Raw genomic sequence first — 26368 nt, 5'->3', positions numbered from 1 at the left:
GTCCGACCCTCCGGCCATCCGCTCGTCAGTCGTCCACCCTCCCTCTTCCCGACTTCACCGCGCTGCGGCGCGACTTGTGCTCGAGCCGCCGTTCCTTCGACGCACGCGTCGGCCGCGTCGCGACCCGCGCGCGCGGCGTGAACGCGACGCTGCCGATCAACGTATCGAGTCGCGCCAGCGCGGCCTCGCGGTTCTTCTCCTGGGTGCGATATTCCTGCGACTTGATCACGACGATGCCGTCGCGCGTGATGCGCTGGTCGGACAGGGCGAGGAGCCGCTCCTTGATGACAGGCGGCAGCGACGACGCACGGATATCGAAGCGCAGGTGAATCGCGCTCGACACCTTGTTCACGTTCTGCCCGCCCGCGCCCTGCGCGCGCACGGCCGTCCATTCGACTTCGGCCGGATCGAGCGTATAGCGGATCATCATCGCGAAGGCTCCGTGCGGCGCCGTGCGAGCGCCTCGTCGACGCGTGCGGCGAGCCCCGAATCGCGCTGCGTGCGCGTCGCGACCGCCTGCGCCAGCACGCGCCGCGGCCCGATCACCTGCACACGCGTGCGTGCACGCGTGACGGCCGTATAGACGAGTTCGCGCGTGAGCACACGGCCGAACGATGCCGGCAGCACGAGCGCGGCTTCGTCGAATTCCGAGCCCTGCGATTTGTGGACCGTCAGCGCGAATGCCGTTTCGTGCGGCGGCAGCGCCGCCGGCGACACGGCGCGCGCGGTGCCGTCCGCGCGCCTGAACCACACGCGCAGCACGCCGTGTGCGTCGGGTAACGCAATGCCGATATCGCCGTTGAACAATCCGAACGCATAGTCGTTGCGCGTCACCATGATCGGTCGTCCGGTGAACCAGTGCGCGCCGACCGCGAGCGGCACGCCCGCTGCGTGCCGTACACGCGCAGCCACGAGCGCATTGACGTGCTCCGCGCCGCGCAAGCCGCTGCGGGTCGCACACAGGATCCGGAACCGGTTGAGCGCGTCGAACAGCGGCAGCGGATCGGGCACCGGCGCGGCCAGCGCGTCGCGCAATGCGTCGAGGTAAGCACCGAACTGCCGCGCGAGCCGCTCGACCGTCGACGACGCAAGCGACTCGCCCGCATCGTCGTGGAACGACGCGGCGGCCGCGTCGTCCGCGGGCAACGCGTCGAGCGCGGCCTGCACGTCGCCGCGGCGGATCGCGAGCGACAGCTGCCCGATCGGCGAATCGAGACCAAAGCGGTAATTGCGTTCGAGCCATACGACGCAATCTGCGAGCGGCGCCGGGGCCGGCGTTGCGAACGGGGCGGCGGTTTCGCCGGGCAATGTCGACGCGAGCGCCGCGTCGCCTGCATCGAACGGCGGCAGCTCGACGGCGTCGAGCCACGCGAGTTCGTCGACCTCGATCCACGCAGGGCCGGCGCTCGCTTTACCTGCATCAACGGTATCGGTCAGCGCCGGACCGGCTGGCGGCAACACGACGTCGGCCGAGGACACCGCGTCGTCCTGCGGTTCGTCGTCGAAGAGCGATGCCTGTCGCGCATCGGCTCGCGGCCTTGACACCGGTTTGCGTGACGCGGCGGCAGATGGCGACGCCGGAGCCGCCGCGGGAACCGGATTCGCAGCAGGAACCGTCGCCGTCGCGACGGCGTCCGGCACCGGCAACGCCGCGACGAACGCTGCCTCGTCGATGCCGAGCGCCCGCGCGATGTGCGTGCGCGCCGCGGCGGTAAACGCCGGCCGTGCGCTCAGCTCCGCGAACACGGCGCCCGCCTCGACCGCGGCCAGTTGATCCTTGTCGCCGAGCAGCACGAGCCGTGCACCCGGCGCGAGTGCGTCGAGCAGATGTGCGGCGAGCGCGACGTCGATCATCGACGCCTCGTCGACGACGATCAGGTCGTACGGCAGCGGATTGTCGCGATGATGCCGGAAGCCGGCCGCCCCGCCGCCGCCCAGCAGCCGATGCAGCGTGTACGACGTGTCGGGCAGGCGCGCCGCGAGTGCGGGCGGCAGGTCGCCGGCCCGTGCATGCAGCGCTTCCTGCATCCGCTGCGCGGCTTTGCCGGTCGGTGCGGCCAGCGCAATGCGCAGCCCCGGGTGCGCGTCGAGCAAACAGGCCAGCACGCCGACGACCGTCGTCGTCTTGCCCGTGCCGGGGCCGCCGCTGACGATCGTCACGCGGCCTGTCAGCGCGACGATCGCCGCGACGCGCTGCCAGTCGACTTCGCCGGTCGCCGGTCCGAAGTAACGCGCGAGGCTGTCGCGCAACCGGTCGGGCGACAGGCCTTCGTCCGGCGCGGCAGCACCGGCCTGCGCAACGAGCGCATCGGCCAGCCGCCGCTCGTAATCGAAATAGCGCGACAGGTACAGGTGGTCGTGCCGGTCGACGATCAGCGGCCGCTCGTCGCCGCGCGCGAGCGTGCCGAACGCGACCACGCCGCTCGCGGCGAGCGCCGCGCGTACCTCGTCGAGCGGCGCTTCGTAGCGCTGTGCGAGCGCGCCAAGCGCGACGCACACGTGGCCGCCCGCGGTCGCGCGGCTCGTCGCGAACGCGGCGCGTGCCGCCCAGCGCGCGGACACGGACGGCGCACCGGCGCGCCGCGCGAGGTCGCCGATGCGACGCGCGAAGCCTTCCGCGAGCGCGATGCCGAAATCGGCGGGCTCGGGCAGGCGCGCGACGAGGCCGCCGGTAAATTCGAGCGTGTCGTCTGGCGCGTTCATGCGCGGCCCCCTTCCATCATCCGGTCGAGCACGTCGACGAGCGTGCGCGCCGGCCGCCGCGCATGCACGCCGGCCGGCTCGCCGCCGCTGCGCCAGTCGGGCCGCACGCCGCGTACGAACAGGTACAGGTAGCCCGCGATGTGCGTGTCGTAGTCGTAGTCGGGCAGCCGCCCGCGCAGGTAGCGATGCAGCGCGACCGTGTAGAGCAGCGCCTGCAGGTGATACGCGTGATCGGCCATCGCGACGTCGAGCGCGCGCGGGCCGTAGGCGTCCGGCGTCGTGCCGAGATGGTTCGACTTCCAGTCGACGATCCAGAAGCGGCCGTCGTGTTCGACGATCATGTCGATGAAACCCTTGATGAAACCGGCGAGCATGCCCGCCTCCAGTGCAACGTCCGGATAGCCGTGCGCGACCAGCAGCCGGCGCAGCGCCATCAGGTCGAGCGACGGCGCCGGGAACAGGAAACCCATTTCGTCGAGCCGCTTCGCGGGATCGAGATCGGCGAGCCGCATGCCCGGCACGAGCTCGGTGCGCACGACATCGTCGACCAGCCGCGCCATCATCGCCGGCAGCCGGGTAGCAAGTTCGGGCGCAGCCTCGACCGGCCGATCGTGCAGCGCGCCGAGCGCGGCCTTGTGCCACGACTCGGGCTCGGTGAACCGGCTGAGTTCGAACAGGCGGTGCAGGCACTCGCCGGCCGCCGCGCCGCGCGGAAATACGAGGATGTCGTCGTCCGGCGGTTCGGGCGCAACCGTATCGGCCAGTATCGACTCGCCGTCCGGCGCTGCCGCGGCAAGCGCATCGTGATCGGGCCGCAGCTCGTCGTCGGGCACGGCCGCGACGCCCGCCTCCTCGCGCGCCATCGACGCGGTCAGCGAACTGAAGCTCGCCATCCGCCACGCATCGCGCAGCACGCGTGTCGCATGGCGCGCCGCGAGTACCTCCGATGCGTCGTGCCCGGCCGCGAGACGCTCGCGGCGCGCAGGCACCGGCAGCGGCGCGACGCTTACGGGGCCGCCGGCGAGCGCGCGCCACGCCGCATCGAGCGCGGCTTCATCGGGCGGCTCGTCGAGCCACGCATCGAACGACTGGCCGGCGCCCGCGACGAGCCAGTTGAGCACGCTGCGCCGCGCTTCGCGCGTCGAGCGCGACGACAGGTACGGCCCGGCGACGACGTAGCAGCGATAGACCGCGCGCGTGAGCGCCACGTAGACGAGCCGCGCGCGTTCCGCGGCCTGCTCGCGCATCGCCTGCCGCGCCGCGTGCGCGGCCGCCTCGTCGTCGCACCCGTAATGCAGCACCGCGTCGCCCGCGTCGTCGTGATACTCGCGCGCATCGGGCAGCGCGGACGCGGGCGGCTCGCGCAATCCGCCGTCGTTCAGGAACGGGCAGAACACGATCGCGTATTCAAGGCCTTTCGACTTGTGCACGGTCACGATCTGCACGAGGTTGCGATCGGACTCGAGCCGCAGTTGCGCTTCCTCGCCGCCACCGTCGAGCCGTTGCGCGGCGAGCCAGCGCAGCGTCGGTGCGATGCCCGGCTGCGCGGATGCGCGGGCCTGCGTCAGTTCGGCCAGATGGTTGATGTCGGTCACGCGGCGCTCGCCGTCCGCACCGGCCATCAACCGCTCGGCAATCCGCAGCTCACGCGTAAACGTGCGCCACATCACCGCGAAACCGCGTTCGCGCCACAACAGCCGATACCGCGAGAAGCGCTCGACCCAGCTCATCGCATCGATACTGTCGGCCGCCGACGCTTCGCGTTGCGCATCGCCGTCGCCCTGCTCCATCCGCCACAGCGCACCGGCATCGAGGCCGAACCAGTCGGACGCGAGCGCCGCGCGCAGACGCCGCAGGTCTCCCGGCGCATCGATCGCCGCCAGCACGCGTTCGAGCTGCTCGGCGTCGCCGGTCGAGAACACCGATGCCTGCGCCAGTTCGACGCTGCCGATGCCCCATGTCGCGAGCACACGCTTCACGAGGCTGCCCTGCCGGTGCGTCTGCACGAGCACCGCGATGTCGCCCGGCGACAGCGGCGTGCCGCCCAGCCGCACGCGCCCTTCGCGCGCACCGCGCATCAGCCGCGCGATCTCGGCCGCGCAAGCCTGTGCAGCCTGGGCCTGGGCATCGCGCTTGAGCAGCGTGCCTTCGCCGCCCGGCAACGCCCAGACCCGGAAGTCGCCGGCCGGGCCCGGATCGGTTTCGTCGACGAACGGCGCGCGCACGCGCGTGCCGGCTCGTACCGCGTAATAGTCGAGTCCGTCGAGCACGAATGCGTGCGGGTTCGACATGAAGAAGCGGTTGCACGCATCGACGATCGCGGGCGTCGAGCGCTGGTTGACCGCGAGCGTGTAGCACGCGCTCGCCCGCGCACGTGCGGCAAGATAGGTATGCAGATCGGCCGCGCGGAAGCTGTAGATCGCCTGCTTCGGATCGCCGACGAGAAACAGCGGGCCGCGCGGCGCGAAGATCCGGTCGAAGATCGCGAACTGCAGCGGATCGGTATCCTGGAACTCGTCGATCAGCGCGGCCGGATAGCGCGCGCGCAGCGTCTCCGCGAGCCACGGGTGCGCATGCAGCGCGCGGTACAGGTTCGTGAGCAGATCGTCGAACGAGACGACGCGCCGCGTGCGCTTGCGCTCGGCCAGCTCGCCCGGCGCCATGTCGAGCCATTCGGCGATCAGCGCGAGCCAGCGCGCGCGCTGCGTGGCCTCGGCCGCCGCCACGGCCGCTTCGAGCGCATCGGCCACGTCGAAGAACGCGTGTTCGGGGGTCGCGCCGCCTTTTTTCGTCGCCTTCGCCAGCGCGGTGCGCGTGAGCTTCAGTGCGGCCTTCGGCAGTGCAGCCGTCGCATCGCCCTGCGCGAAATGCGCGGCCCACGCGTCGAGCGCATCGGCGACCGCGTCGGGCTTGTGCGAGCGCTGGTTGAGCGCGGGCTGCGCGGTGCGCAGCAACGCATCGATCGCATCGCGCTCGGCTGCCCACATCCGCGCCGCCTCGGCGAAGCATTCGGCCGCGGCGGCCTCGGCCGATTCGTCCGGCTCGGTCACGCCGTCCCAGCGCAGCGCGGCGAGCGGCTTCTTCAGCCGGCGCGCGAGCTGCGCATCGAGCGCGGCCGGGCCGGCGCCCGATTCGACGAGCCAGATCGCGAAACCCGGCCAGCGCGCGGCCGCCGGTTCGACGCGCGTGCGCCAGAAGTCCGCCGCGAGCTCGAAGCGCAGCGACGCGTCGTCGGCCTCCATGTCGAACGCGAACGGCATCGCGGCCGCAAACGGCGCTTCCTGCAACGCGCGCTGGCAGAACGCGTGGATCGTATGGATCGCGGCCTGGTCGAATGCGCGCAGCGCGCGCCGGATCCGCTTCGCGGCCGTTTCGGGATCGAGCGCGCCGTCTTCGCCAAGCGTCGTGTCGAGCAGGCGAGCAATGAACGGATCGCCGCCGTCGTCGCCCGTGTCGAGCGCATGCGCGAGCTGCGCGAGCCGGCCGCGAATCCGCTCGTGCAGTTCGGCCGTCGCCGCCTTCGTGAAGGTCACGACGAGGATTTCGTCCGCGCCGAGATCCTTTTCGAGCAGCAGGCGCACATACAGCGCGCAGATGTTCCAGGTCTTGCCGGTGCCGGCCGACGCCTCGATCTGGTTGACGCCATCGAGCGGGCACGCGAACACGTCGAGTTCGAGCGCCGGCTGCGGCTGCGACACGGCGCTCATGCGACCTCCTTCAGATGTTCGACGAGCGGCTCGAACACGAGCCGCGCGAGCGTGCCGAACGGCTCGTCGAGCGACGCATGCGCGCCGCGCCATGCGATCGCGATGGCAGGATCGTCGGCTTCGCTCACGACGCGTTCGTTGATCCAGACGCTCGCGGCCTTGGCCTCGCCGTCGGACACCCTCGCCCATGCGCTGCGCGGGAAAAACCGCAGCGGCATGCGCCGCCCTGCGCGAAACAGCGCGGCAAGCGGCGCGAGCCGCTCGAGCGGCGCGGCGACGGGCGTCAGCTCGAACGCGCCGCCGCTGCCGAACCACAGCGTGCGGCGCGGGCCGCCCGGCTCGACCGCGCAGTAGACGAGATGCGCGAGCCACGCGGACAGGTAGTCGCGCGCACTCGCCCGCGCATAGCGGTAGATGATCTGCCCGGCCGGCGTCAGCCGGTTCAGCGTGCCGTGCAGTTCGAGCGGCGCGCTCACCGCGTCGGCCGACAGCATGGCGTCGTCGGCGCCGAACAGCGCCTGCTCCGTGTCGGGCCAGGCCGGCACGACGACGAGCGAGAACGGCCGCCGCTCCATGCCGTCGGCCAGCGCGCGGCGCACGTTCGACGCAAGCTGCGTCATCGAGCCGAGCGCCTGGTCGCGCCACACGGCGCCCGTTGCGCCGCCCGGCAGTTCGGGGCTCGCGTCCGCGATGCGCAGCGCATGATCATGCACGGCCCCGTCGCCCGATTCGATCAGCAGCGGCAGCACACGCCCGGCGAGCGCGTCGCTGCCGGCGAAGTCGAGCGCGAACGGCTCCGTGTCGAGCAGTTCGGCCTGCGCGTCGGCGAGCACGATGCCAAGCCGCGCGCGCAACAACGCCCGCGCGGGATGCCGCCAGAATCGTTCGAATTCGCTGAACGCGACGGGTTCGACCGGCTCGGCCGGCAGCGGCTGCGCGAAGAACGGCAGCTCGCGCGGCCCGTCGCGCGACGCATCGGCGGCCAGCAGCGACGCGAGCGTCGCGCGCTCGGCGTCATAGGAAACGAGTTCGCTGCCGGGCCGGAAATACGCGGCCGCGAACGGTTGCAGCGGATGCTCGACGATGAACGCGCGCCGCGCGGCATCGACGGCGTCCGGCGCAGCGTCGAGGCCGGCCGTGACGAGTGCGAGATGATCGAGCAGTTCGTCGACGAGTGCCGCGGGCGGCAACGGCGCGTTGTCGCGAATGCTGCGGCCCGTGTAGGCAATCAGCAATCGGTCGCGTGCGGCGAGCAGCAGGTCGAGAAACAGGTTGCGCTCGTCGTCGCGGCGCTGCCGGTCGCCGAGCTTCGGCAACACGGCCATCAGGTCGAATTCGTCCGCGCGTGCGAGGCTCGGCAGCACGCCGTCATCCATCCCGAGCAGGCAGACGACACGGTACGGCAGGCCGCGCAGGCTCGTCAGCGACGAGAACGTGACACCGCCCCACGGCACCCCGCCGCGCGCCGGATCGTCGAGCGCCGCGGCCAGCCCCGCGCGGACGACGGCCGCCGGCAACGCTTCGTCGGGCGCGCCCTCCGTCATCGCGGCCAGCATCGCGTCGAGCGCATCGCGCACGCCCGCGAGCGCGTCCGCATACGCGGCGCCCGAATCGAAGAAACGCGCGAGCGTGTCGGCGAACAGCTCGCTCCAGCCACGCGGCGTGTGCGATTCGGCCAGCCGCCGCGCGAAACCGTCGAGATCGTCGGTAAAGCGCGCGAGCCGGCCGAGCAGTTCGGCCTCGCTGCCCGTGGCCGCCTCGATCGGCAGCCACGCGCCGACCGGTGCCGCGCCTTCCGGCATCGCATAGCCGAGAAAGAGCCGCGCGAGCGCATCGGAGAACGTATGGCGCAGCGCAGGCACGGCCGCGTCGCCGCTCGCGAGCGGCGACAGCCCGCGCCGCGCGCCGGCGGCCGCGAGCCAGGTCTGCACCGTCTCGAGCGCGGCCGCATCGATGCCGTAGCGCGCAGCCACCGCGTCGACGCGCAGCCATTCGACCAGCTCCGGCGCGCCGACCTGCCGCTCCGGCAGCGCGAGCCAGTCGAGCAGCACGCGCGCGACCGGGTTCGCCTGCGACGGCGGCAGGCCAGTGATCCGGTAAGGCACGCGCGCGCCGCCGGCGCCGGCCGTGCCGAACACGGCGTCGATCAGCGGCCCGGCCGCCGCGAGGTCGGCCACCGCGACGAGCACGTCGGACGGCTGCAGGCTCGCGTCGGCGTCGAACCACGCGAGCAGCCGGTCGTGCAGCACCTCGAGCTGGCGCGCGAGGCTGTGGCACACGTGCACCTCGATCCCGCGCTCGGCCGGCGGGTCGCAGGCTTCGGCCTCCGGCTGCAGTTCGAGGATCGCGTTCTGCACGCGCGCGAGCCAGGTCGGCGCGGGATTCTCGACGAAACGCGACGCATCGCCCGATGCGGCGCTTTCAGTCAGTTCGTGCAGCATGTGAAGTTGCGCCTGCGTCTGCCTGCCCCATTCGGCGAGCAGCGGATGGCCGACTTCCTGGTAGTCGAGCCGCCCGGCCGCGTCGAGCGCCTCGGCATGCGCGGCGGTCACGATATCGAACCAGAATTCGCGGCACGGGTTCAGCGCATAGACGCGCACGTCGATCCAGCGCGACAGCTCGCGCAACAGCGCGATGTGCAGCGGCGGCATCGTCGGCAGCGCGAACACGCTGACCGATTCCGGCCAGTCTGCGCGCACGACCGCCTCAGGATCGAGATGGCGCGCCTCGATCAGGAAACGGTGCGCGGGCGGCGTGCCGCTGTCGCTCAGTTCGGCGAGCAGCGCGCGCCACAGCGCGGCCTGCCAGCGCTCGTCGTCGCGCGCGGCGTCGCTGATTCCGCGCGGCGCGCCGTCGCCCGCGAGCACGGACTCGCCAGCCTGCCATGCGGCCAGCCATTCGGGGCGATAGGTCAGGTAATGATCGAGCACGGCCGCGACGCGGTGCGCGAGCTCGTAGCGCATCGCGTCGTCGGACGCGGACAGATACGCGGCAAGCCGCGGCGACGCGAGCCACGGCGCGCCGTCGGCCGCCTGCGCGAACAGCCGGTAGCAGCGCCACACGAGGCGATCGGGTGCGAACGGCGAACGCGCGGGCACCGTCAGCACGCGGCCGATCTGCGCCCACAGCCATTGCGCGAGATACGTGAACTCGACGTTCGCACACACGCCGTTGCGCGCAGCGATGTCGAGCTCGAGACGGCGGCGCAGCGCCGCGCTCGGCACGATGACCTGTTGCGGCGCCCACGGGCCGTTGCGGGCAGGGAACGCGGCCAGATCCTCGAGCAGCGCGTCGGCCAGCGTTTCGTGACGATTCGAATAGAAGAGATGGAGCATGAAGCAGGTGTCGGAACCTCGCGCCGGCCGGGCCGGGCGAACAGGATCACCAAGGATAGCAAATGGACCGCCGCCGCGAGCATCGTCCGGAAAGCCAGGTTTTGCGGAGAGCGAAATACGATAGACTCGTCGCCAGTCAATACGCCGCCCCCGGGCCTCTTCGTCTGCCATTCAGCCCATCGATGCGCTATTCGGTCGAAATCAGAAAGTTTTTCTACAGCCAGTACTTTTTCGGCGGCCTGCGGATCGCGGTCGGCGTCTCGCTGCCGGCCGTGCTGTGCCTGATCGTGTTTCACAACCGGGAGCTCGGCTTCACGATCTCGACGGGCGCGCTCGGCGCATGCGTCGTCGACATGCCGGGCCCGCTCAAGTACAAGCACAACGAAATGCTCGCGTGCAGCGTGATCGGCTTTCTGGCCGCGCTCGCGACCGGCCTCGCGACACCGAACATCTTCGCGCTGTGGCTCACGATCGTGCCGCTCACGTTCGTGCTGTCGCTGATCGTCGTCTACGGCAACCGCTGGCCGCAGATCAGCTTCGCGACGCTGTTCATGATGGTGATGACGCTCGAGGAGAAATTCACGCCGCTGCAGGCGTTCATCAACGCCGGCTGGATTCTCGCGGGCGGCCTCTGGTATACGTACTGGGCCACGCTCGTGTCGCAATGGCAGGCGCGCCGGATCGAGCAGCAAGCGCTTGCCGAGAGCCTGTTCGCGTGCGCCGACTACCTGCTCGCGCGCGCGCAGTTCTACGATCTCGACGCCGATCTCGACGAGTGCTACCGCAATCTCGTCGCGAAGCAGATCACCGCGGTCGAGACGCAGGAAACCGCGCGCGACATCGTGCTGCGCAACCTGCCGAAGCTGCGGCGCGGCAAGCTCGATCCCGGCCGCACGACGATGTACAACCTGTTCATCAACAGCGTCGACCTGCACGAGCTGTTCGTCGGCGCGCACACCGATTACCCGCTGGTGCGCAACACGTTCGGCGGCTCGGATCTCATCATTTTCTACCGCGACCTGATCCGCAAGGCGGCCGCCGATCTCGAGGAGATCGGCCTCGCGGTGCTCGAGAACCGCGCGCCGCATTCGCACGTCAGCGTCAAGGCCGAACTGCGCGCGATCGAGTACGAGATCGAGCTGATGCGCAAGAAGAACTTCGCGGCCACCAACGCGGAAGCATACGCGGCCGTGCTGGCCACCTTCAGGCGGATCTGGAGCGCCACGCGCCTGATCGACCGGATGCGGCGCAACCTGTCCGGCCGCGCCGACCCGCAGCAAACCGAACTGAAGATCGACAAGGCGCTCACGCGCTTCCTGCAGCGCCGCCGGATGTCGCCGCTGCTGATCTTCTCGAACCTGAACATGCGCTCGCCGAGCTTCCGCCATGCGCTGCGCGTGACGATCGCGGTGGCGATCGGCTTCTGGCTCGGCCGGTTGCTGCCGCTCACGAACGCGTACTGGATCGTGATGACGACCATCATCATCCTGAAGCCCGGCTACTCGCTGACCAAGCAGCGCAACGCGCAGCGGATCATCGGCACGCTGATCGGCTGCGCGGCCAGCATCGCACTGATCTATACGGTGAAGGAGCCGCACCTGCTGATCGCGATCATGTTCGGGTCGATGGTGATGAGCTACAGCCTGCTGCTGTTCAACTATGCAGCGAGCGTCGTGTTCACGTCGTCGTACGTGCTGCTGATGTTCCACCTGCTCGCGCCGGGCAGCATGCGGATCATCGGCGAGCGCGCGATCGACACCGTGGTCGGCTGCATGATCGCGATCGCCGCGAGCCGGCTGTTCCCGTACTGGGAATACCGGCTGATGGGCAAGCAGGTCGCCGACATGCTCACGGCGAGCCGCAAGTATTTCGAGGCCGTATGGCGCGCCGGGCGCGGCATGTCGCCGCCACCCGTGCCAGTTGCTGACGGCGCGGCCGTCGTCGCGGGCGTAGCCGCCGCGATCGAGACGCCTGCCGCCAGCCTCGACGACGACTACCGCTACCGGCTCGCGCGCAAGGACGTGAACATCGCGTTCGCGAACCTCGGGCAGGCGTTCCAGCGGATGATGATCGAGCCGAAGGCGCACCAGCGCTTCGTGCCCGAGCTGAACGACCTGCTCGTGCAGACGCACGTGCTCGGCGCGCAGATCACGGCCGCCGCGCCGCTGATCCGCAGCGCGTGCGCGGCCGACGGCGCCCTCGTCCACGACGACGCGCTGCAGCGCGGGCTCGCCGCCGTGCTCGACAATCTCGAGAAGGCCGAGGCCGGCGAGCCGCCGCCCGCCGATCAGCTCGACGCGTCGAAGCAAATCACGCGCGACCTCGACGCGATGGTCGTGTCCGCGGAAAAATCCGATGCGGTGGGCGCCGAGCTCACGCATGACCTGAAGGTGCTCGCGCACCAGTGCAAGCAGATGCTCGCGTCGTCGCTGCTGATCCGCAAGGACGCAAGCGTGATTCGCCTGCCCGGCTGACCCCGATTTTCCCCGCCGGTGGCCGGCCCGCGCACGCTGCGGACCGGCCACCGGCGCGCCCCGATTCAGCGATCTCCCGAAGCATGACCCACTCGCTCCGCGCGGCCCGCCCGCACGTCGCGCGACCGCCCCACCCCCTATTTCACCCGTCGCGCCAGTCAGGGAATACCCGATTCCGGTCACCCGTCCCGGCTTGTTATCATTCGTTCACATTTAAGTTGTATATACAACTTGAGCCAATCGGACCGGTCCCGCTCGCCCGGTCCGTCGCATAACGATATCGGAGACTCGATGAAAAACTTGCAGCGCCACCTGAGCGCGCGGCACATCCGCTTTCTCGCGCTGGGTTCGGCGATCGGCACGGGCCTGTTCTACGGTTCGGCGTCCGCGATCCAGCTCGCGGGCCCGGCCGTGATCCTGGCGTACATCCTCGGCGGCATGGCCGTCTACATGGTGATGCGCGCGCTCGGCGAGATGGCCGTGCGCGAACCCGTCGCCGGCTCGTTCGGCCACTACGCGACCGAGAACCTCGGCCCGTTCGCGGGATTCGTCACTGGCTGGACCTACACGCTCGAAATGGTGATCGTCGCGATCGCCGACATCACCGCGTTCGGCATCTACATGGGCTTCTGGTTTCCGGATGTCCCGCAATGGATCTGGGTGCTCGGGGTCGTCGCGATCATCTGCGGGCTGAACCTGTGCCACGTGAAGGTGTTCGGCGAGCTCGAGTTCTGGCTGTCGATCATCAAGGTCGGCGCGATCGTCGCGATGATCGGCGGCGGCGTTGCAATTCTGGTGACCGGCATGCACTTCGGCCATTCGGCCGACGTGCCGACGTTCGCGAACCTGTGGAACCACGGCGGCTTCCTGCCGAACGGCATCGGCGGGCTGATCGCGTCGCTGTCGGTCGTGATCTTCGCGTACGGCGGGATCGAGGTGATCGGGATGAGCGCCGGCGAGGCGAAGGACCCGGAGCGGGTGATTCCGCGCGCGATCAATGCGGTGCCCGCGCGCATCCTGCTGTTCTACGTGCTGACGATGGTCGTGCTGATGTCGATCAGCCCGTGGACGGGTGTCGGCGGCGACGGCAGCCCGTTCGTGCAGATCTTCTCGGCGCTCGGCGTGAAGTCGGCCGCGACGATCCTCAACCTGGTGGTGATCAGCGCGGCGATCTCGGCGATCAACAGCGACATCTTCGGCGCGGGCCGGATGATGTTCGGGATGGCGCGACAAGGCCAGGCGCCGCGCGTGCTGATGACGACGTCGCGGCACGGCGTGCCGTGGGTCACCGTGCTCGTGATGGCGGGCGCGCTGCTGGTCGGCGTGGTGCTCAACTACCTGATGCCGAAGGACGTGTTCCTGGTGGTCGCCGCAATCGCGACGTTCGCGACCGTGTGGGTATGGCTGATGATCCTGCTGTCGCAGGTCGCGATGCGCCGCCGCCTGTCGAGCGCCGAAGTCGCGGCGCTGAAGTTCAAGGTGCCGCTGTGGCCGGTCGCGCCGGCACTGACGATCGCGTTCATGGGTTTCGTGATCGTGATGCTCGGCTGGTTCGACGATACGCGCGTCGCGCTGTATGTCGGCGCGGCCTGGCTCGCGCTGCTCGCGGTCGTGTTCTACGCACGGATCCGCCCGAAGTTCGCACCTGCGTCACGTTGACGCACGACTGACCTGCCTACGCGGCGCGCCGGCTTCGGCGCCCGCTTCTTTCCCGGCTCTGCGCGGCGCCTGCCGCGCCGGAAGCCGCGGGCTCCCGCCCTCCGCATGCACGACGTGCGCGGCCCGACCGGGCCGCGCACCGGCACGTCAGTGCGATGCCGCGCTCGCGGCCTCGGCCGGATGGGCCTCGTCGTACGCGCGCTTCTGCGAAATCGCGTTGTACAGGATCGTCCCGATCACGAGCAGCACGGCCACGACGATCAGGATGCTCACGTTGCGGACAGGATTCTTCTTGCGCTGATCGTTCATGGTCGGTGCGTCTCCGTCAAATTCATCGAAGCGGGCATTCTACGCGCTTGCGCCCCCGCTGCGACGCCCCGTTTCCGATCCCCTTCCCCGCCTTCCCGGTCGCTTGCCGCAAGCTTTCATTTGATAATCGTTCCCATTTCGATCTAGAATCCGAAGTCTTTCGTTTTGTAATGTTCCGGATCGCTCGGGGGGCAGGCGCGCCCCGGAACACCCCCTCGCCCACCTGCCCCACCGGAGTCTTCATGTCGAATCCGCGCACCCGCCTGCTGCCGCTCACCGGCGCCCTCGTCCTTGCCGCGGCCGCATTCGCGCCGCTTGCCCATGCGGCCGAGGAAGTGAGCCTGTACACCACCCGCGAGCCGAAGCTGATCCAGCCGCTCATCGACGCGTTCACGAAGCAGAGCGGCGTCAAGGTCAACACGGTGTTCGTGAAGGACGGCCTGCTCGAGCGCGTGAAGGCGGAAGGCGCGCAGTCGCCGGCCGACGTGCTGATGACGGTCGACGTCGGCAACCTGCTCGATCTCGTCGATGGCGGCGTCACGCAGCCGGTGCGCTCGAAGGCGCTCGACGACGCGATTCCCGCGAACCTGCGAGGCGCGAACGGCGACTGGTACGCGCTGTCGCTGCGCGACCGCGTGCTGTACGTCGAAAAGGACCTGAAGGTCGACACGTTCCGCTACGAAGATCTCGCCGATCCGAAATGGAAAGGCAAGGTCTGCATCCGCTCGGGACAGCATCCGTACAACACCGCGCTCGTCGCGGCGATGATCGCGCACGACGGCGAAGCCGCGACCGAGAAATGGCTGCGCGGCGTGAAGGCGAACCTCGCGCGCAAGGCGACGGGCGGCGACCGCGACGTCGCGCGCGACATCCTCGGCGGCATCTGCGACGTCGGCCTCGCGAACGCATACTACGTGGGTCACATGAAGAACGCGGAGCCGGGCAGCGATGCGCGCAAGTGGGGCGACGCGATCAAGGTCGTGCGGCCGACGTTCGCGAATGCGAAGAGCGGCGGCACACACGTGAACATCAGCGGCGCGACGGTTGCGAAGCACGCGCCGCACAAGGCCAACGCGGTGAAACTGCTCGAATACCTCGTGTCGCCGGAAGCGCAGGCGCTGTATGCGCAGGCGAACTACGAATACCCGGTGCGCGCGAACGTGAAGCTCGACCCGGTGATCGCAAGCTTCGGCGCGCTGAAGGTCGATCCGCTGCCGATGACGGACATCGCGAAGCATCGCAAGCAGGCGAGCCAGCTCGTCGACAAGGTCGGTTTTGACAACTGACGCATCGTTCGCCGGCGCGCGCCGCCAGCCATGTCGGCCGCGCCTGCGGCCGCGCGCGGGCAGCCTGTGGCTGATCGCGGCGCTGGCGATCGCCGCGGCGGTCGCGGCGCCGCTCGCGGTACTCGTGGCCGCCGCGGTTGGCGCCGATCTCGCGCACTGGCGCCATCTCGCCGAATTCGTGCTGCCGCAGGCGCTCGTCAATACGCTGCTGCTGCTCGCGGGCGTCGGCGCGATCGTGTCGGTCGTCGGCACGGGCTGCGCGTGGCTCGTCACCGCGTACGATTTTCCCGGCCGCAGGATGCTAACGTGGGCGCTGCTGCTGCCGCTCGCGGTCCCCACCTACATCGTCGCGTTCGCGTATCTCGACCTGCTGCACCCGATCGGCCCCGTCCAGGGCGCGATCCGCTGGCTGCTCGGCTTCGACAGCCCGCGCCAGTTCCGCCTGCCCGACCTGCGCTCGCTGCCCGGCGCGATCTTCGTGCTCGGCTTCGTGCTGTATCCGTATGTGTACCTGAGCACGCGCGCGATGTTCGTCACGCAGTCCGCGAGCCTGCTCGAAGCCGCGCGCACGCTCGGCGCGGGACGCGTCGCGACGTTCTGGCGCGTCGTCGTACCGCTCGCGCGGCCCGCGATCGCCGTCGGCGTGAGCCTCGCGCTGCTCGAAACGCTGAACGACATCGGTGCGTCGGAATTCCTCGGCGTGCAAACGCTGACCGTGTCCGTCTATACGACGTGGATCACGCGTTCCGATCTCGCCGGCGCCGCACAGATCGCGCTCGCGATGCTCGCGATCGTCGTCGGCATGATCGTGCTCGAACGCTACGGGCGCCGCCGCCAGCGCTACGCGCATGGCCGGCGCATGCGGCCGATCGCGCCGCGCCGCCTGACCGGTGCCGCCGCGTCGAGCGCCGCCGTGCTCGGCTGGCTGCCCGTGCTGCTCGGCTTCGGCGCGCCGGCCGCGTACCTCGCGGTCGAGACCGGCAAGCGGCTGCATCTCGTCGGCGGCGTGTCCGCCCAGCTGATGACGGGGCTCGCGAACACGCTGACGATCGCCACCGCCGCCACCGTCGCGACGCTCGCGTGCGGGCTCGTCGTCGCATGGGCCGCGCGCGCGCAACGCGACAGCGCCCGCGCGGGCCCTGCCCGCGTGTGTGCACGGATCGCGAGCCTCGGTTATGCGGTGCCGGGCACCGTGCTCGCGATCGGCCTGCTGATCCCGTTCGCGGCGGCCGACCGGCTGTTCGGCGCGGCGCTAGGCCGTGACGGCTTGCTGCTGATGGGTTCGGCGGCCGCGCTCGTGATCGCCTATACCGTGCGCTTTCTCGCGATCCCGGCCGGCAGCATCGAGGCCGGCCTCGCGCGCATTCCGCCGTCGCTCGAACAGGCGGCGCGCTCGCTCGGCGAAACGGCCGGCGGGACGCTGCGCCGCGTGCACCTGCCGCTGCTGCGGCCCGCGCTCACGACCAGCGCGCTGCTGGTGTTCGTCGACGCGATGAAGGAATTGCCGGCGACGCTGCTGCTGCGTCCGCTGAACTTCGACACGCTCGCGACCTGGCTGTATGCGGAAGCCGCGCGCGGCACCTACGAGGAAGGCGCGGTCGCCGCGCTCGCGATCGTGCTGGCCGGGCTCGTGCCCGTGATCCTGCTCGCCCGCACCCGCCACAAGATCGGAGCCTGACACCGTGAACCTGCTCGAACTCGATGACCTCTGCGTCGCCTACGACACGCCGCAAGGCCGCCGCACGGTGGTCGACGGGCTGAGCCTCGCGCTGCCGCGCGGCGACATCGGCTGCCTGCTCGGCGCGTCGGGCTGCGGAAAAACCACCGTGCTGCGCGCGATCGCCGGCTTCGAACCCGTGCGCATGGGGCGCATCGTGCTGGACGGCACGCCGGTCGCGGCACCGTCGCTCGACGTGCCGCCCGAGCGGCGGCGCATCGGCATGATGTTCCAGGACTATGCGCTGTTCCCGCACCTGAGCACGGCCGACAATGTCGCGTTCGGCCTGCGGCGCATGCCGAAGGCCGAACGGCGCACGCGCGTCGCGGAGATGCTCGAACTCGTCGGCCTCGCCGATTCCGGCGGCGCCTATCCGCACGAACTGTCGGGCGGCCAGCAGCAGCGTGTCGCACTCGCGCGCGCGCTCGCGCCGTCGCCGGAACTGCTGCTGCTCGACGAACCGTTCTCGAATCTCGACGTCGATACGCGCGAGCGGCTCGCGTTCGAGCTGCGCGACATCCTGAAACGCACGGGCCACACCGCGATCCTCGTCACGCACAACCAGGCCGAAGCGTTCGCGATTGCCGACCGGATCGGCGTGATGAAGGACGGCCAACTCGCGCAATGGGACACGCCGTACGCGCTGCACCATCATCCGGCCAGCCCGTTCGTCGCGGATTTCGTGCGCCGCGACGCGCTGGCCGACGAACGCGCACGCGCACTGGCGCGCGGCCGCTGAACCCGTGCTGCCGGCGCGATCTTTCCGTGCCGCGTCAAGCCGGCACGGAAAGATCGCGCACGGGCAGCGCGGTCGAGTACTTGATCTGCTCCATCGCGAACGACGAGCTGACGTCGAACAGCGGCACCGTGCGAATCAGTTGCTTGTAGACACGGTCGTAATCGTCGATGCCGGCCACCACGACACGCAGCAGGTAATCGGTCTCGCCGCTCATCCGGTAGACCTCGACCACTTCCGGCATGTCGCGCACGGCCTGCGTGAAACGCTGCGCCCATTCTTCGGTGTGCTGGTTCGTGCGGATCGCGACGAACACGGTCGTGCCGACCCCGAGCTTGCGCGGATCGCACAGCGCGACCTGCGCGCGAATCGCGCCGGTTTCCTTGAGCCGCTGCACGCGCTTCCAGCACGGCGTTTGCGACAGGTTCACGCGCTGTGCCAGCTCCGCGATCGGCAACGTGGCATCCGCCTGCAACAGCTCCAGCAGCTTGCGATCGATGGCGTCCATTTCCCCAGTCCCTCGTAGATAGAAATTTATTCTATGCATCCTGCACGACGGGGAACAATATGAAAACCGCTTCTCCGCGTCGACCGGTATAAATACCAATCAGGCACAGGCGACGGCACGCTCACCGAAACGCTGTACGACCAGGATCCCGTCGCCGGCCACGCGACCGGTGTCGCGCCGCCATCCGCGCGACACCGGTGCCGTGTCGTTCGTGCGAGCCGGCCCGCACGGTATCCATCGGCTCGGCCACGACGGCGAGCCAGGCGCGGCGCCCGCGATCTCGCTGCACGTCTACGGCGTGGCTGGCGAGCAGATCGCGACGCACATCAACGATCTCGTTCGCGTCGCGGCGCCCGCGTCGGCCTGAACGACGGGCGACGCCCGCGGCGGGTTCCGTCGGCAGCGACCGGCCAAACGAAAAAGGCGACTCCGCCCGTCAAGGTGGAATCGCCTGAAGCCCTGCCCGTCGCGGCTCGCGCCGTCGGGCACTGCGCTCAATACGCGACCGTCGCGATCTCGTGCACGAAGCTGTCTTGCTCGAGCGCGTCGACGAACGCGACCGCGTAGTCTTCCGCCGAGATCTTGCTGTTGCCTTGCGCGTCCGCGATCAGCTTGCCGACACCCGTGCGGAACGTGCCCGTCCGCTCGCCCGGTGCGATCACCGCGGCCGGCGCGAAGAACGTCCAGTCGAGGTCGCCGACCGTCTTCAGGTAGTCGAGCGCGTCGCGGTGCGCGAGCGCGACCGCCTTGTACGCGTCCGGGAAGCCTTCGCTGTCGACGAGCTGCTTGCCGGGCGCGACTTCGAGCGAACCGGCGCCGCCCACCACGACGAGCCGCTTCAGGCCCGCCTGACGCGTGCCGGCGACCAGCGCCTTCGCGACTGCGACGACCTTCGCCGCATCTTCCTGCTTCGGACCGTACGCGCTCGCGACGACGTCATGACCCGGCAGCGCGGCCGCGATGCTGGCCGCGTCGAACAGGTCGGCCGCCTTCGCGGTGATGCCCTCGCCGGCCGCGCCGGGATTGCGCGACAGCGCGGTCACGCGATGGCCGCGTCGCGCGGCTTCCGCGGCGATGCGCGAGCCGATCATGCCGGTGGCGCCGAACAGCGCGATATTCAAGGTTCGTTGCGTCATATCGATTCTCCAGAAAGAAAAATATGTAACTTATTTAATTACATATAAGACCGAAAAAAAACGGAGTGAACGCTCCGTTGCGCCGATCGCGCGCACCTGCGCGCCGCCCGGCTTCCTGCCCTGCCTGCCGCCGGTCACCCGCCGGCGCGCCCTGCGTGTTGCGTGCGCTGCTCCAGGTCCAGCATGTCGGCCGTTACGTCGACCAGCGTGCGCGTGGCGAGCGATGCCTCCATCGCGCGCTGCGCATCGCCGATGTAGTCGGTCAGCACGCCCTGGATGTGCCGCCCGACGAGACACGCGGGATTCGGCGCCTCGCGGTGCAGCGCGAACAGTTGCGCATCGTCGACCGCGCGATACACGTCGAGCAGCGTGATCTCGCCGGGCTCGCGCGCCAGCAGCGCACCGCCGCCCGCGCCGAGTTGCGACGTGGTCAGCCCCGCGGCCGCCAGCATCGACAGCAACCGGCGGATCAATGCCGGATTCGTGTTCACGCTGCCCGCGATGATGTCGGACGACAGCGGCACGCCTTCCTGCATCGACAGCAAGGCGAGCACGTGAACGGCAAACGCGAACCGGCTGCTGGTATTCATTCCTCACTCACTCGGCGACGCCGGCCCGGACCGCGGCCGGCGACATGTGTAACCATAATACTTACATTTTGAGGATCGTGCAAGCCCGCGTCATTCTCCGCTGGCTGGCTTGGCGCCCGACGCGTTCTGCTGGCTCCACTGCTGCAGCTTCTTGCCGGCTTCCGCGATCTTCGCGCCCGCCTCGGAAGCCGCATGCGCGACGACCGCGGAAGCCGCCGCGTCGAACTGCGCCTGCGCGGCAGATGCGAGGCCGCTTGCGGACAGCGGCGGCACGGCCGACGCCGCAGACGCGATGCCGGCCTTCGCGGCGTTGAGCTGCTGGTTGACGGTGCTCGCCACCTGGTCGAGCGCCTTGGCCGCATTGTTCGCGGCATCGGCGGCCGCGCTCGCGGCCGTATCGGGTTGCGTGGCCGGCGCGCCGGACTTCTCGCAGCCGGCGAGCAACAGCAGCGCACCGACGGCCACAGCCGCCAGCACGGACCCGGGCACGCGACGCGCCCGCGATGTCTTCATGTTCATCAGCAATCTCCGGCCGTGCGTCGCACGGCCTCGTGGTTGGACCGACGTCGATGATACCGCCTGTGGAACAGGCCCAATAACCACCCGTCATTAAAAATGCCTTTCAATTTCGGATTCGTCTGATTCAATCGCAGGCGCCACACCACTAAAGTGAGCACGCTTCAATCCGTTTCGTACGTGTCCCTTTTTTCCTCATGGCTTTCCTCGTCGACTGGTTCATCACCCTGGCCGCACTGCTCGCCGCCACCCTGTTCCTGTGCCTGCGCCGGCCATCGGCGCGCCGCCTGGCCGAGGCCGGACGCACGCGCCGCGTCGCGTCCGCGCGCCTGCTCACGCAGGCCGTGATCGGCTTCTGGACGGCTGCGCTGATCGTCGCGCAAGGCATCCTCGGCCCCGACGGCGACGGCCAGTCGCTCGCGGGCTTCGCGGCGCTCGCGTTCGCCGCGCTCGGGCTGGCGACCGTCGCCGCGTACTGGTCGGCGTGCGCGCTGCGGCTGCGCCGGCCGCGCGCGCTGTTCGCGCGGCACTGACGCGCCGGTTCGGTGCGTGGAGACGCACCATTGCGCACCACATCGCACCGCACCGCCCGTCGTACGCACCAGTTCCGCACGCACCGCACCACGCGCGTGCATCCAATACGACCGCCGCCCCCTGCCGACGGCGCCCCCATACCGTGCACGATTCACCGGAATGCCGCACCGCGCGGTGCCTGAGCACCAATTTCACGCAATCGTTCACCACGTTGGCTCGATATTTGCGTTCCTTGCCCGTTTTTTGCGCAAGGAAGCCACGGCATGGTTGGTCTGAAATCTGGCGTCGACACACTGTTCCTGTTGATCGGCGCCGTCATGGTGCTCGCGATGCACGCGGGCTTCGCATTTCTCGAACTCGGCACGGTCCGCAAGAAGAACCAGGTCAACGCGCTGGTGAAGATCCTGGTCGACTTCTCGGTGTCGACGCTCGCGTATTTCTTCATCGGCTACACGATCGCGTACGGCGTCGAGTTCTTCGACGACATCGGCACGCTGTCGCAGCACAACGGCTACGCGCTCGTGCGTTTCTTCTTCCTGCTGACCTTCGCGGCGGCGATCCCGGCGATCGTGTCCGGCGGCATCGCCGAGCGCGCGAAGTTCAACCCGCAGCTCGTCGCGACGCTGATCATCGTCGGCTTCATCTATCCGTTCTTCGAAGGGATCGCGTGGAACGAACGCTTCGGCGTGCAGGCGTGGCTCACGCACGCGTTCGGTGCGCCGTTCCACGATTTCGCGGGCTCGGTCGTCGTGCATGCGTTCGGCGGCTGGGTCGCGCTGCCGGCCGTGCTGCTGCTCGGCGCGCGCCACGGTCGCTATGCGAAGGACGGCCGGATCGCCGCGCACCCGCCGTCGAACATCCCGTTCCTCGCGCTCGGCGCGTGGGTGCTCGCGGTCGGCTGGTTCGGCTTCAACGTGATGAGCGCGCAGACGCTCGACAAGATCAGCGGCCTGGTCGCCGTGAACTCGCTGATGGCGATGGTCGGCGGCACGCTCGCCGCGTGGATGGCGGGCCGCAACGACCCGGGCTTCACGTACAACGGGCCGCTCGCAGGCCTCGTCGCGGTGTGCGCGGGCTCCGACGTGATGCACCCGATCGGCGCGCTCGTCACGGGCGCGGCGGCCGGCGCGCTGTTCGTCGCGATGTTCACCTGTGTGCAGAACAGGTGGCGCATCGACGACGTGCTCGGCGTGTGGCCGCTGCACGGGATGTGCGGCGCGCTCGGCGGCCTCGCGGCCGGCGTATTCGGCTTGCCCGCGCTGGGCGGTCTCGGTGGCGTGTCGTTCATGTCGCAGCTCGTCGGCACGCTCGGCGGCATCGCGATCGCCACCGCTGGCGGCACGCTCGTCTACGGCGCGCTGAAAGCGACCGTCGGGTTGCGCCTCGACCGCGAAGCCGAATTCGACGGCGCCGACCTGTCGATCCATCGCATCTCGGCGACGCCCGAACGCGATTGAGCACCTGACGGACATCCGACCTGACATTACGTTTTCGATTCAAAAAACTTTCATCTGGCGTCCTTACACTTCCGTTCAGTTTTCAATTTGCCTTCGTGAAGCTTGCCGACCGCCTGCTTCGCGAAGGCCATTCTTCCAACAACTGAAACTGGACTCCACATGCCCGCGTTGCCCAATGCTTCCCGTCGTCAGGCCCTGAAGTTCCTCGCCGGTGCGCCGATGCTTCCCCTTTCCGGCCTCGCGCTGCCGGCCCTGCTGACGGGTTGCGGCGGCGACGACAGTCCGGCATCGACGCCGGCCCCGGTTGCCGCCGCGTATACGTCGGCGACGTTCTCGGCGATGGCCGCGCCCACGCTCGACAATGCGGCCGCGATGGCCACGACGACGGTTGGCTCGACGCTGTCGGTGTCGTTCTCGGACGGCTCGGCGCGCAACTTCAAGCTGGCGTACCGGCCGTTCTTCGTGACGGGCGACATGGTGCCGGACGGCAAGGGCGGCACGACGCTCGCGGGCGGCTACTACGACATCAACAACCAGCCGATCATCGACCGTTCGGTAGCCGGCAAGGAACGCCAGTTCTATTCCGACTGCCCGGACGGCAGCTCGCTGCTCACGCTGAAGAACGCGAACGTGCCCGGCGTGAAGGGCAACACGGTGTTCGCGGTCGTGCAGTTCGAATACACGACGCGCGACCAGGCCAGCGCATCGCAGTACGGCCAGCTGCCGTCGCCGATCGCGGTGCTCACGCTCGACCAGGATCCGGCCAACGGCGCGTTGAAGGTCGTCAAGTACCACAACGTCGATACGTCGAAGGCACACGGTCTGTGGATCACCTGTGGCGCGAGCCTGTCGCCGTGGGGCACGCACCTGTCGAGCGAGGAGTACGAGCCGGACGCGACGAAGGTCGCGACCGACGCGCAGTTCAAGGCGTTCAGCAAGAACACGTTCGGCGACGAGACGAAGGCGAACCCCTACCACTACGGCCACCTGCCCGAGATCACCGTGAACGCGGACGGCACCGGCACCGTGAAGAAGCACTACTGCCTCGGCCGCATCTCGCACGAGCTGATCCAGGTGATGCCGGACCAGCGCACCGTGATGATGGGTGACGACGCAACCAACGGCGGCCTGTTCATGTTCGTCGCCGACAAGGCAGCCGACCTGTCGGCCGGCACGCTGTACGTCGCGAAGTGGGCCCAGACGTCGTCGGCCGGTGCGGGCACCGCGACGCTCACGTGGATCAGGATCGGCCACGCGACGAGCAGCGAGATCGAAGCGCTCGCGAACACGCTGAAGGCGTCGGACATCATGGACCTGACGACCACCGACCCGAACGATGCGAGCTACGCGAAGATCCACTTCGGCGGCAAGTTCAACTGGATGCGCGTGAAGCCGGGGATGGAAAAAGCGGCCGCGTTCCTCGAGACGCACCGCTACGCGGCGCTGCTCGGCGGCAGCATGGGCTTCACGAAGCTCGAAGGCACGACCGTGAACGCGAAGGACAAGATCGTCTACACGGCGATGTCGCGGATCGAGACGTCGATGGTCAAGGGCAACGCGGTGTCGCGCGACGTCGCGGTCGACAAGAAGATCGCCGCGGGCGCCGTCTACGCGCTGAACCTGAAGGGCAGCCAGCGCGACACGACGGGCGGCGCGATCGACAGCGAATGGGTGCCGGTCGACATGGGTGCGCCGGCCGCGCTCGTCGGCGAGGATCTCGCCGCGGCCGACGGGCTCGGCAACCTCGCGAACCCGGACAAGATCGCGAACCCCGACAACCTGAAGTTCTCCGAGAAGCTGCGCACGCTGTTCATCGGCGAGGACTCGGGCATGCACGTGAACAACTTCCTGTGGGCCTACAACGTCGACACGAAGTCGCTCGTGCGCGTGCTGTCGTGCCCGGCCGGCGCCGAATCGACGGGCCTGCACGCGGTCGACGAGATCAACGGCTGGACGTACATCATGAGCAACTTCCAGCATGCGGGCGACTGGGAATCGCCGCTGCACGACAAGGTCAAGCCGACGCTCGATCCGCTCGTGCGCGCGAACTTCAAGGACCGCTTCGGCGCAAGCGTCGGCTACCTGACGGCCGAGCAGACCAGCATCAAGCTCGCGAAGGCCTGACCGGGTCACGCGAGGGGGGCTCGCGCCCCTGGCCGGGCGTCCCTAGCCGGGCGCCCCTGTCTTCATCACCGTTCATTCGTCGGCGCTCCACGCCGGTTTATGCGCGATGCCCAGTGCGGGCGTCGCGCCTTTTTTTGCGCGTACGAATCTCGCGTATCGCGCGCGATGCATACTCCGCCGAGGGTCGGACGGGCGTTTTCAACGGTCGGGTGATAATACGGGACTGACACGTCCGGGCGGACGGGCAAAAGGCGGGCAAAAAAAAAAGCGCCACGGAGACCGTGGCGCTAAAAAAGTTCTAGCCATTCCGAGGGCCGTGCTAGAACCTGAGAGACTGCGCGAAACATCGTTGCCGGTTAAACTCCTGAAACGATGTTTCGAAAACGTGAGACATTCTTTCCGTTTCCGCCCGACAAGTCAAGCGGTATTTGCACCGGCCCATGCACTTTCTGGCAACGCTCATTTGAGGGTTTTCCTAATAAACCAAGGGTGAACCCGCAAAATCTCATCGAATGACCGGTTCTCCCGCGGAACATGCATCTTTTGACAATAGTCCTACAATACCAACAAAACTGAAATCGAGTTTCGGAAATAGAGAGAATCCTTCGTGTCGACCACTGTAACTCCTCCCGTGCCGCGGGAACGCGAATCATCGCCCGACGAGATCACCGCGCTCGCCCGCGGCCTCGCTGTGCTGCGCCGCATCGCAGCTGCCGACGCGCCTGTCAGCAACCGCGAGCTGACCGAATTGACCGGCATCCCGAAGCCGACCGTCTCGCGCATCACCGCGACGCTCGTCAGCGCCGGCTTCCTGTTCCAGTTGCCCGACAGCGAGCGTTTCGTGCTCACCGCATCGGTGCTCGAACTGAGCCACGGCTTCCTGCGCAACTTCGACATCCGCGCGCGTTCGCGGCCATTCATGATCGAGCTGGCCGAACGCACGTCGCTGTCCGTGCACCTCGCGGTGCGCGACCGGCTCGACATGGTCGCGATCGACGTGATCCGGCCACGCTCGGCCGTGCTGGTGACGCGCCTCGAAATCGGCTCGCGGATGGATATCGCGCGCACGGCCGTCGGCCGCGCCTATCTCGCCGCACTCGAGGACGACGAGCGCCGCCTGCTGCTCGAATCGCTGCGCACCACGGCGGGCGACGACTGGCCGCATGTGTCCGCGCGCCTGAACCCCGCGCTGGATGACGCGATGCGCGAAGGCCACGCGATCGCGATCGGCGAATGGCGCGAGGGCCTGAATGCGGTCGCGGCCGGTTTCGTCGGCCCGTCGGGCCAGCGCTATTCGGTGAATTGCGGCGGCGCGTCGCACCAGTGCCCGCCCGAATGGCTGCAGGAACACGTCGTGCCCGCGCTGCACGAATGCATCGCGAAAATCACCCGCGAGATCGGCGGCGCACCGGCCCGGCGCGTCAGCATGTAATCGTTCCGTCATCGTCCTGCCGCGTTCTGTAACGACCGTAACTCGTTGAAAGATAGAGCACTGGACTGTAACGGGGACGGGACGTAGGATCATGCCCATCGTCGCGCCGCATTCGCGGTGCGCACCGCTCTTTTCCCGCGCGTGT

The 26368-nt window shown here is 68.9% G+C and carries 18 protein-coding genes and 1 pseudogene; 10 read left to right on the top strand and 9 right to left on the bottom strand.

Going from position 1 to position 26368, the window contains the following annotated elements; all coding sequences use genetic code 11:
- Positions 1 to 25 precede the first annotated feature (25 nt).
- The 4 genes from arfB to recC are packed head-to-tail and all read right to left on the bottom strand — an operon-like array spanning position 26 to position 9745.
- Positions 26 to 430, bottom strand: a complete 405-nt coding sequence (arfB, locus tag CUJ89_RS06260) for an alternative ribosome rescue aminoacyl-tRNA hydrolase ArfB (RefSeq protein ID WP_114176591.1) — start codon at positions 428 to 430, stop codon at positions 26 to 28.
- Positions 427 to 2703 carry an AAA family ATPase gene (locus CUJ89_RS06255; protein WP_114176590.1) on the bottom strand — a complete coding sequence of 759 codons (2277 nt, stop codon included), beginning with the start codon at positions 2701 to 2703 and terminating at the stop codon, positions 427 to 429. Before CUJ89_RS06255 ends, arfB begins: the two co-directional genes overlap by 4 nt.
- On the bottom strand, positions 2700 to 6410 hold the full coding sequence (gene recB / locus CUJ89_RS06250) for an exodeoxyribonuclease V subunit beta (RefSeq protein ID WP_114176589.1): 3711 nt from the start codon (positions 6408 to 6410) through the stop codon (positions 2700 to 2702). The genes CUJ89_RS06255 and recB overlap by 4 nt, the downstream gene beginning before the upstream one ends.
- Positions 6407 to 9745, bottom strand: a complete 3339-nt coding sequence (recC, locus tag CUJ89_RS06245) for an exodeoxyribonuclease V subunit gamma (RefSeq protein ID WP_114176588.1) — start codon at positions 9743 to 9745, stop codon at positions 6407 to 6409. Before recC ends, recB begins: the two co-directional genes overlap by 4 nt.
- Before the next feature lie 182 nt (positions 9746 to 9927).
- Here recC and CUJ89_RS06240 point away from each other — a divergent pair, with 182 nt between their 5' ends.
- Together CUJ89_RS06240 and CUJ89_RS06235 are read left to right on the top strand one after the other, a co-directional pair.
- Entirely contained in the window at positions 9928 to 12219 is a 2292-nt protein-coding gene (locus CUJ89_RS06240) for an FUSC family protein (protein ID WP_114176587.1), read from the top strand.
- A 291-nt stretch (positions 12220 to 12510) separates the two neighbouring features.
- On the top strand, positions 12511 to 13878 hold the full coding sequence (locus tag CUJ89_RS06235; RefSeq protein ID WP_114176586.1) for an amino acid permease: 1368 nt from the start codon (positions 12511 to 12513) through the stop codon (positions 13876 to 13878).
- Between the two features lie 147 nt (positions 13879 to 14025).
- Here the strand turns inward: CUJ89_RS06235 and CUJ89_RS06230 are convergent, their stop codons facing one another.
- The gene (locus CUJ89_RS06230) at positions 14026 to 14187 is read right to left on the bottom strand and encodes a hypothetical protein (protein WP_009688068.1); all 162 of its coding nucleotides are present in this window, start codon (positions 14185 to 14187) and stop codon (positions 14026 to 14028) included.
- 242 nt (positions 14188 to 14429) lie between these two features.
- Here CUJ89_RS06230 and CUJ89_RS06225 point away from each other — a divergent pair, with 242 nt between their 5' ends.
- Genes CUJ89_RS06225 through CUJ89_RS06215 form a run of 3 tightly spaced genes read left to right on the top strand, consistent with a single transcriptional unit; the run spans position 14430 to position 17929 of the window.
- The gene (locus CUJ89_RS06225) at positions 14430 to 15473 is read left to right on the top strand and encodes a Fe(3+) ABC transporter substrate-binding protein (protein WP_114178504.1); all 1044 of its coding nucleotides are present in this window, start codon (positions 14430 to 14432) and stop codon (positions 15471 to 15473) included.
- Positions 15463 to 17151, top strand: a complete 1689-nt coding sequence (locus CUJ89_RS06220; protein ID WP_114176585.1) for an ABC transporter permease — start codon at positions 15463 to 15465, stop codon at positions 17149 to 17151. Before CUJ89_RS06225 ends, CUJ89_RS06220 begins: the two co-directional genes overlap by 11 nt.
- 4 nt (positions 17152 to 17155) lie before the next feature.
- Positions 17156 to 17929, top strand: coding sequence for an ABC transporter ATP-binding protein (locus CUJ89_RS06215; RefSeq protein WP_114176584.1), 774 nt, complete (start codon positions 17156 to 17158; stop codon positions 17927 to 17929).
- Between the two features lie 34 nt (positions 17930 to 17963).
- Here CUJ89_RS06215 and CUJ89_RS06210 read toward each other — a convergent pair whose 3' ends face one another.
- On the bottom strand, positions 17964 to 18434 hold the full coding sequence (locus CUJ89_RS06210; protein WP_114176583.1) for an Lrp/AsnC family transcriptional regulator: 471 nt from the start codon (positions 18432 to 18434) through the stop codon (positions 17964 to 17966).
- A 172-nt stretch (positions 18435 to 18606) separates the two neighbouring features.
- Between CUJ89_RS06210 and CUJ89_RS06205 the strand changes: the two are divergent.
- Positions 18607 to 18801: pseudogene (locus CUJ89_RS06205) on the top strand (cysteine dioxygenase); the annotation flags it as partial.
- Between the two features lie 127 nt (positions 18802 to 18928).
- On the opposite strand, the gene CUJ89_RS06200 reads toward CUJ89_RS06205, so the two are convergent.
- The 3 genes from CUJ89_RS06200 to CUJ89_RS06190 all read right to left on the bottom strand — a co-directional run bounded on the left by CUJ89_RS06200 (position 18929) and on the right by CUJ89_RS06190 (position 20679).
- Entirely contained in the window at positions 18929 to 19570 is a 642-nt protein-coding gene (locus CUJ89_RS06200) for an NAD(P)-dependent oxidoreductase (RefSeq protein ID WP_114176581.1), read from the bottom strand.
- 134 nt (positions 19571 to 19704) lie between these two features.
- Complete coding sequence (locus tag CUJ89_RS06195; protein WP_114176580.1) at positions 19705 to 20160, bottom strand: Rrf2 family transcriptional regulator; 456 nt, start codon at positions 20158 to 20160, stop codon at positions 19705 to 19707.
- Positions 20161 to 20250: 90 nt separating this feature from the next.
- Positions 20251 to 20679, bottom strand: coding sequence for a hypothetical protein (locus tag CUJ89_RS06190; protein WP_114176579.1), 429 nt, complete (start codon positions 20677 to 20679; stop codon positions 20251 to 20253).
- 194 nt (positions 20680 to 20873) lie between these two features.
- On the opposite strand from CUJ89_RS06190, the gene CUJ89_RS06185 reads away from it, so the two are divergent.
- From CUJ89_RS06185 to CUJ89_RS06170, 4 genes are all read left to right on the top strand, one after another.
- Positions 20874 to 21209 carry a hypothetical protein gene (locus CUJ89_RS06185; protein ID WP_114176578.1) on the top strand — a complete coding sequence of 112 codons (336 nt, stop codon included), beginning with the start codon at positions 20874 to 20876 and terminating at the stop codon, positions 21207 to 21209.
- A gap of 264 nt (positions 21210 to 21473) precedes the next feature.
- Complete coding sequence (locus CUJ89_RS06180; protein WP_114176577.1) at positions 21474 to 22667, top strand: ammonium transporter; 1194 nt, start codon at positions 21474 to 21476, stop codon at positions 22665 to 22667.
- Between the two features lie 159 nt (positions 22668 to 22826).
- Positions 22827 to 24791, top strand: coding sequence for a PhoX family protein (locus CUJ89_RS06175; RefSeq protein WP_114176576.1), 1965 nt, complete (start codon positions 22827 to 22829; stop codon positions 24789 to 24791).
- 607 nt (positions 24792 to 25398) lie between these two features.
- Entirely contained in the window at positions 25399 to 26223 is an 825-nt protein-coding gene (locus CUJ89_RS06170) for an IclR family transcriptional regulator (RefSeq protein ID WP_114176575.1), read from the top strand.
- Positions 26224 to 26368: the final 145 nt, after the last annotated feature.

The sequence above is a fragment of the Burkholderia pyrrocinia genome, assembly GCF_003330765.1.
Classification (GTDB): domain Bacteria; phylum Pseudomonadota; class Gammaproteobacteria; order Burkholderiales; family Burkholderiaceae; genus Burkholderia; species Burkholderia pyrrocinia_B.
The sequence above is the reverse complement of the archived record's forward strand: the minus strand, read 5'-3'. Positions and strand labels throughout refer to the sequence as shown.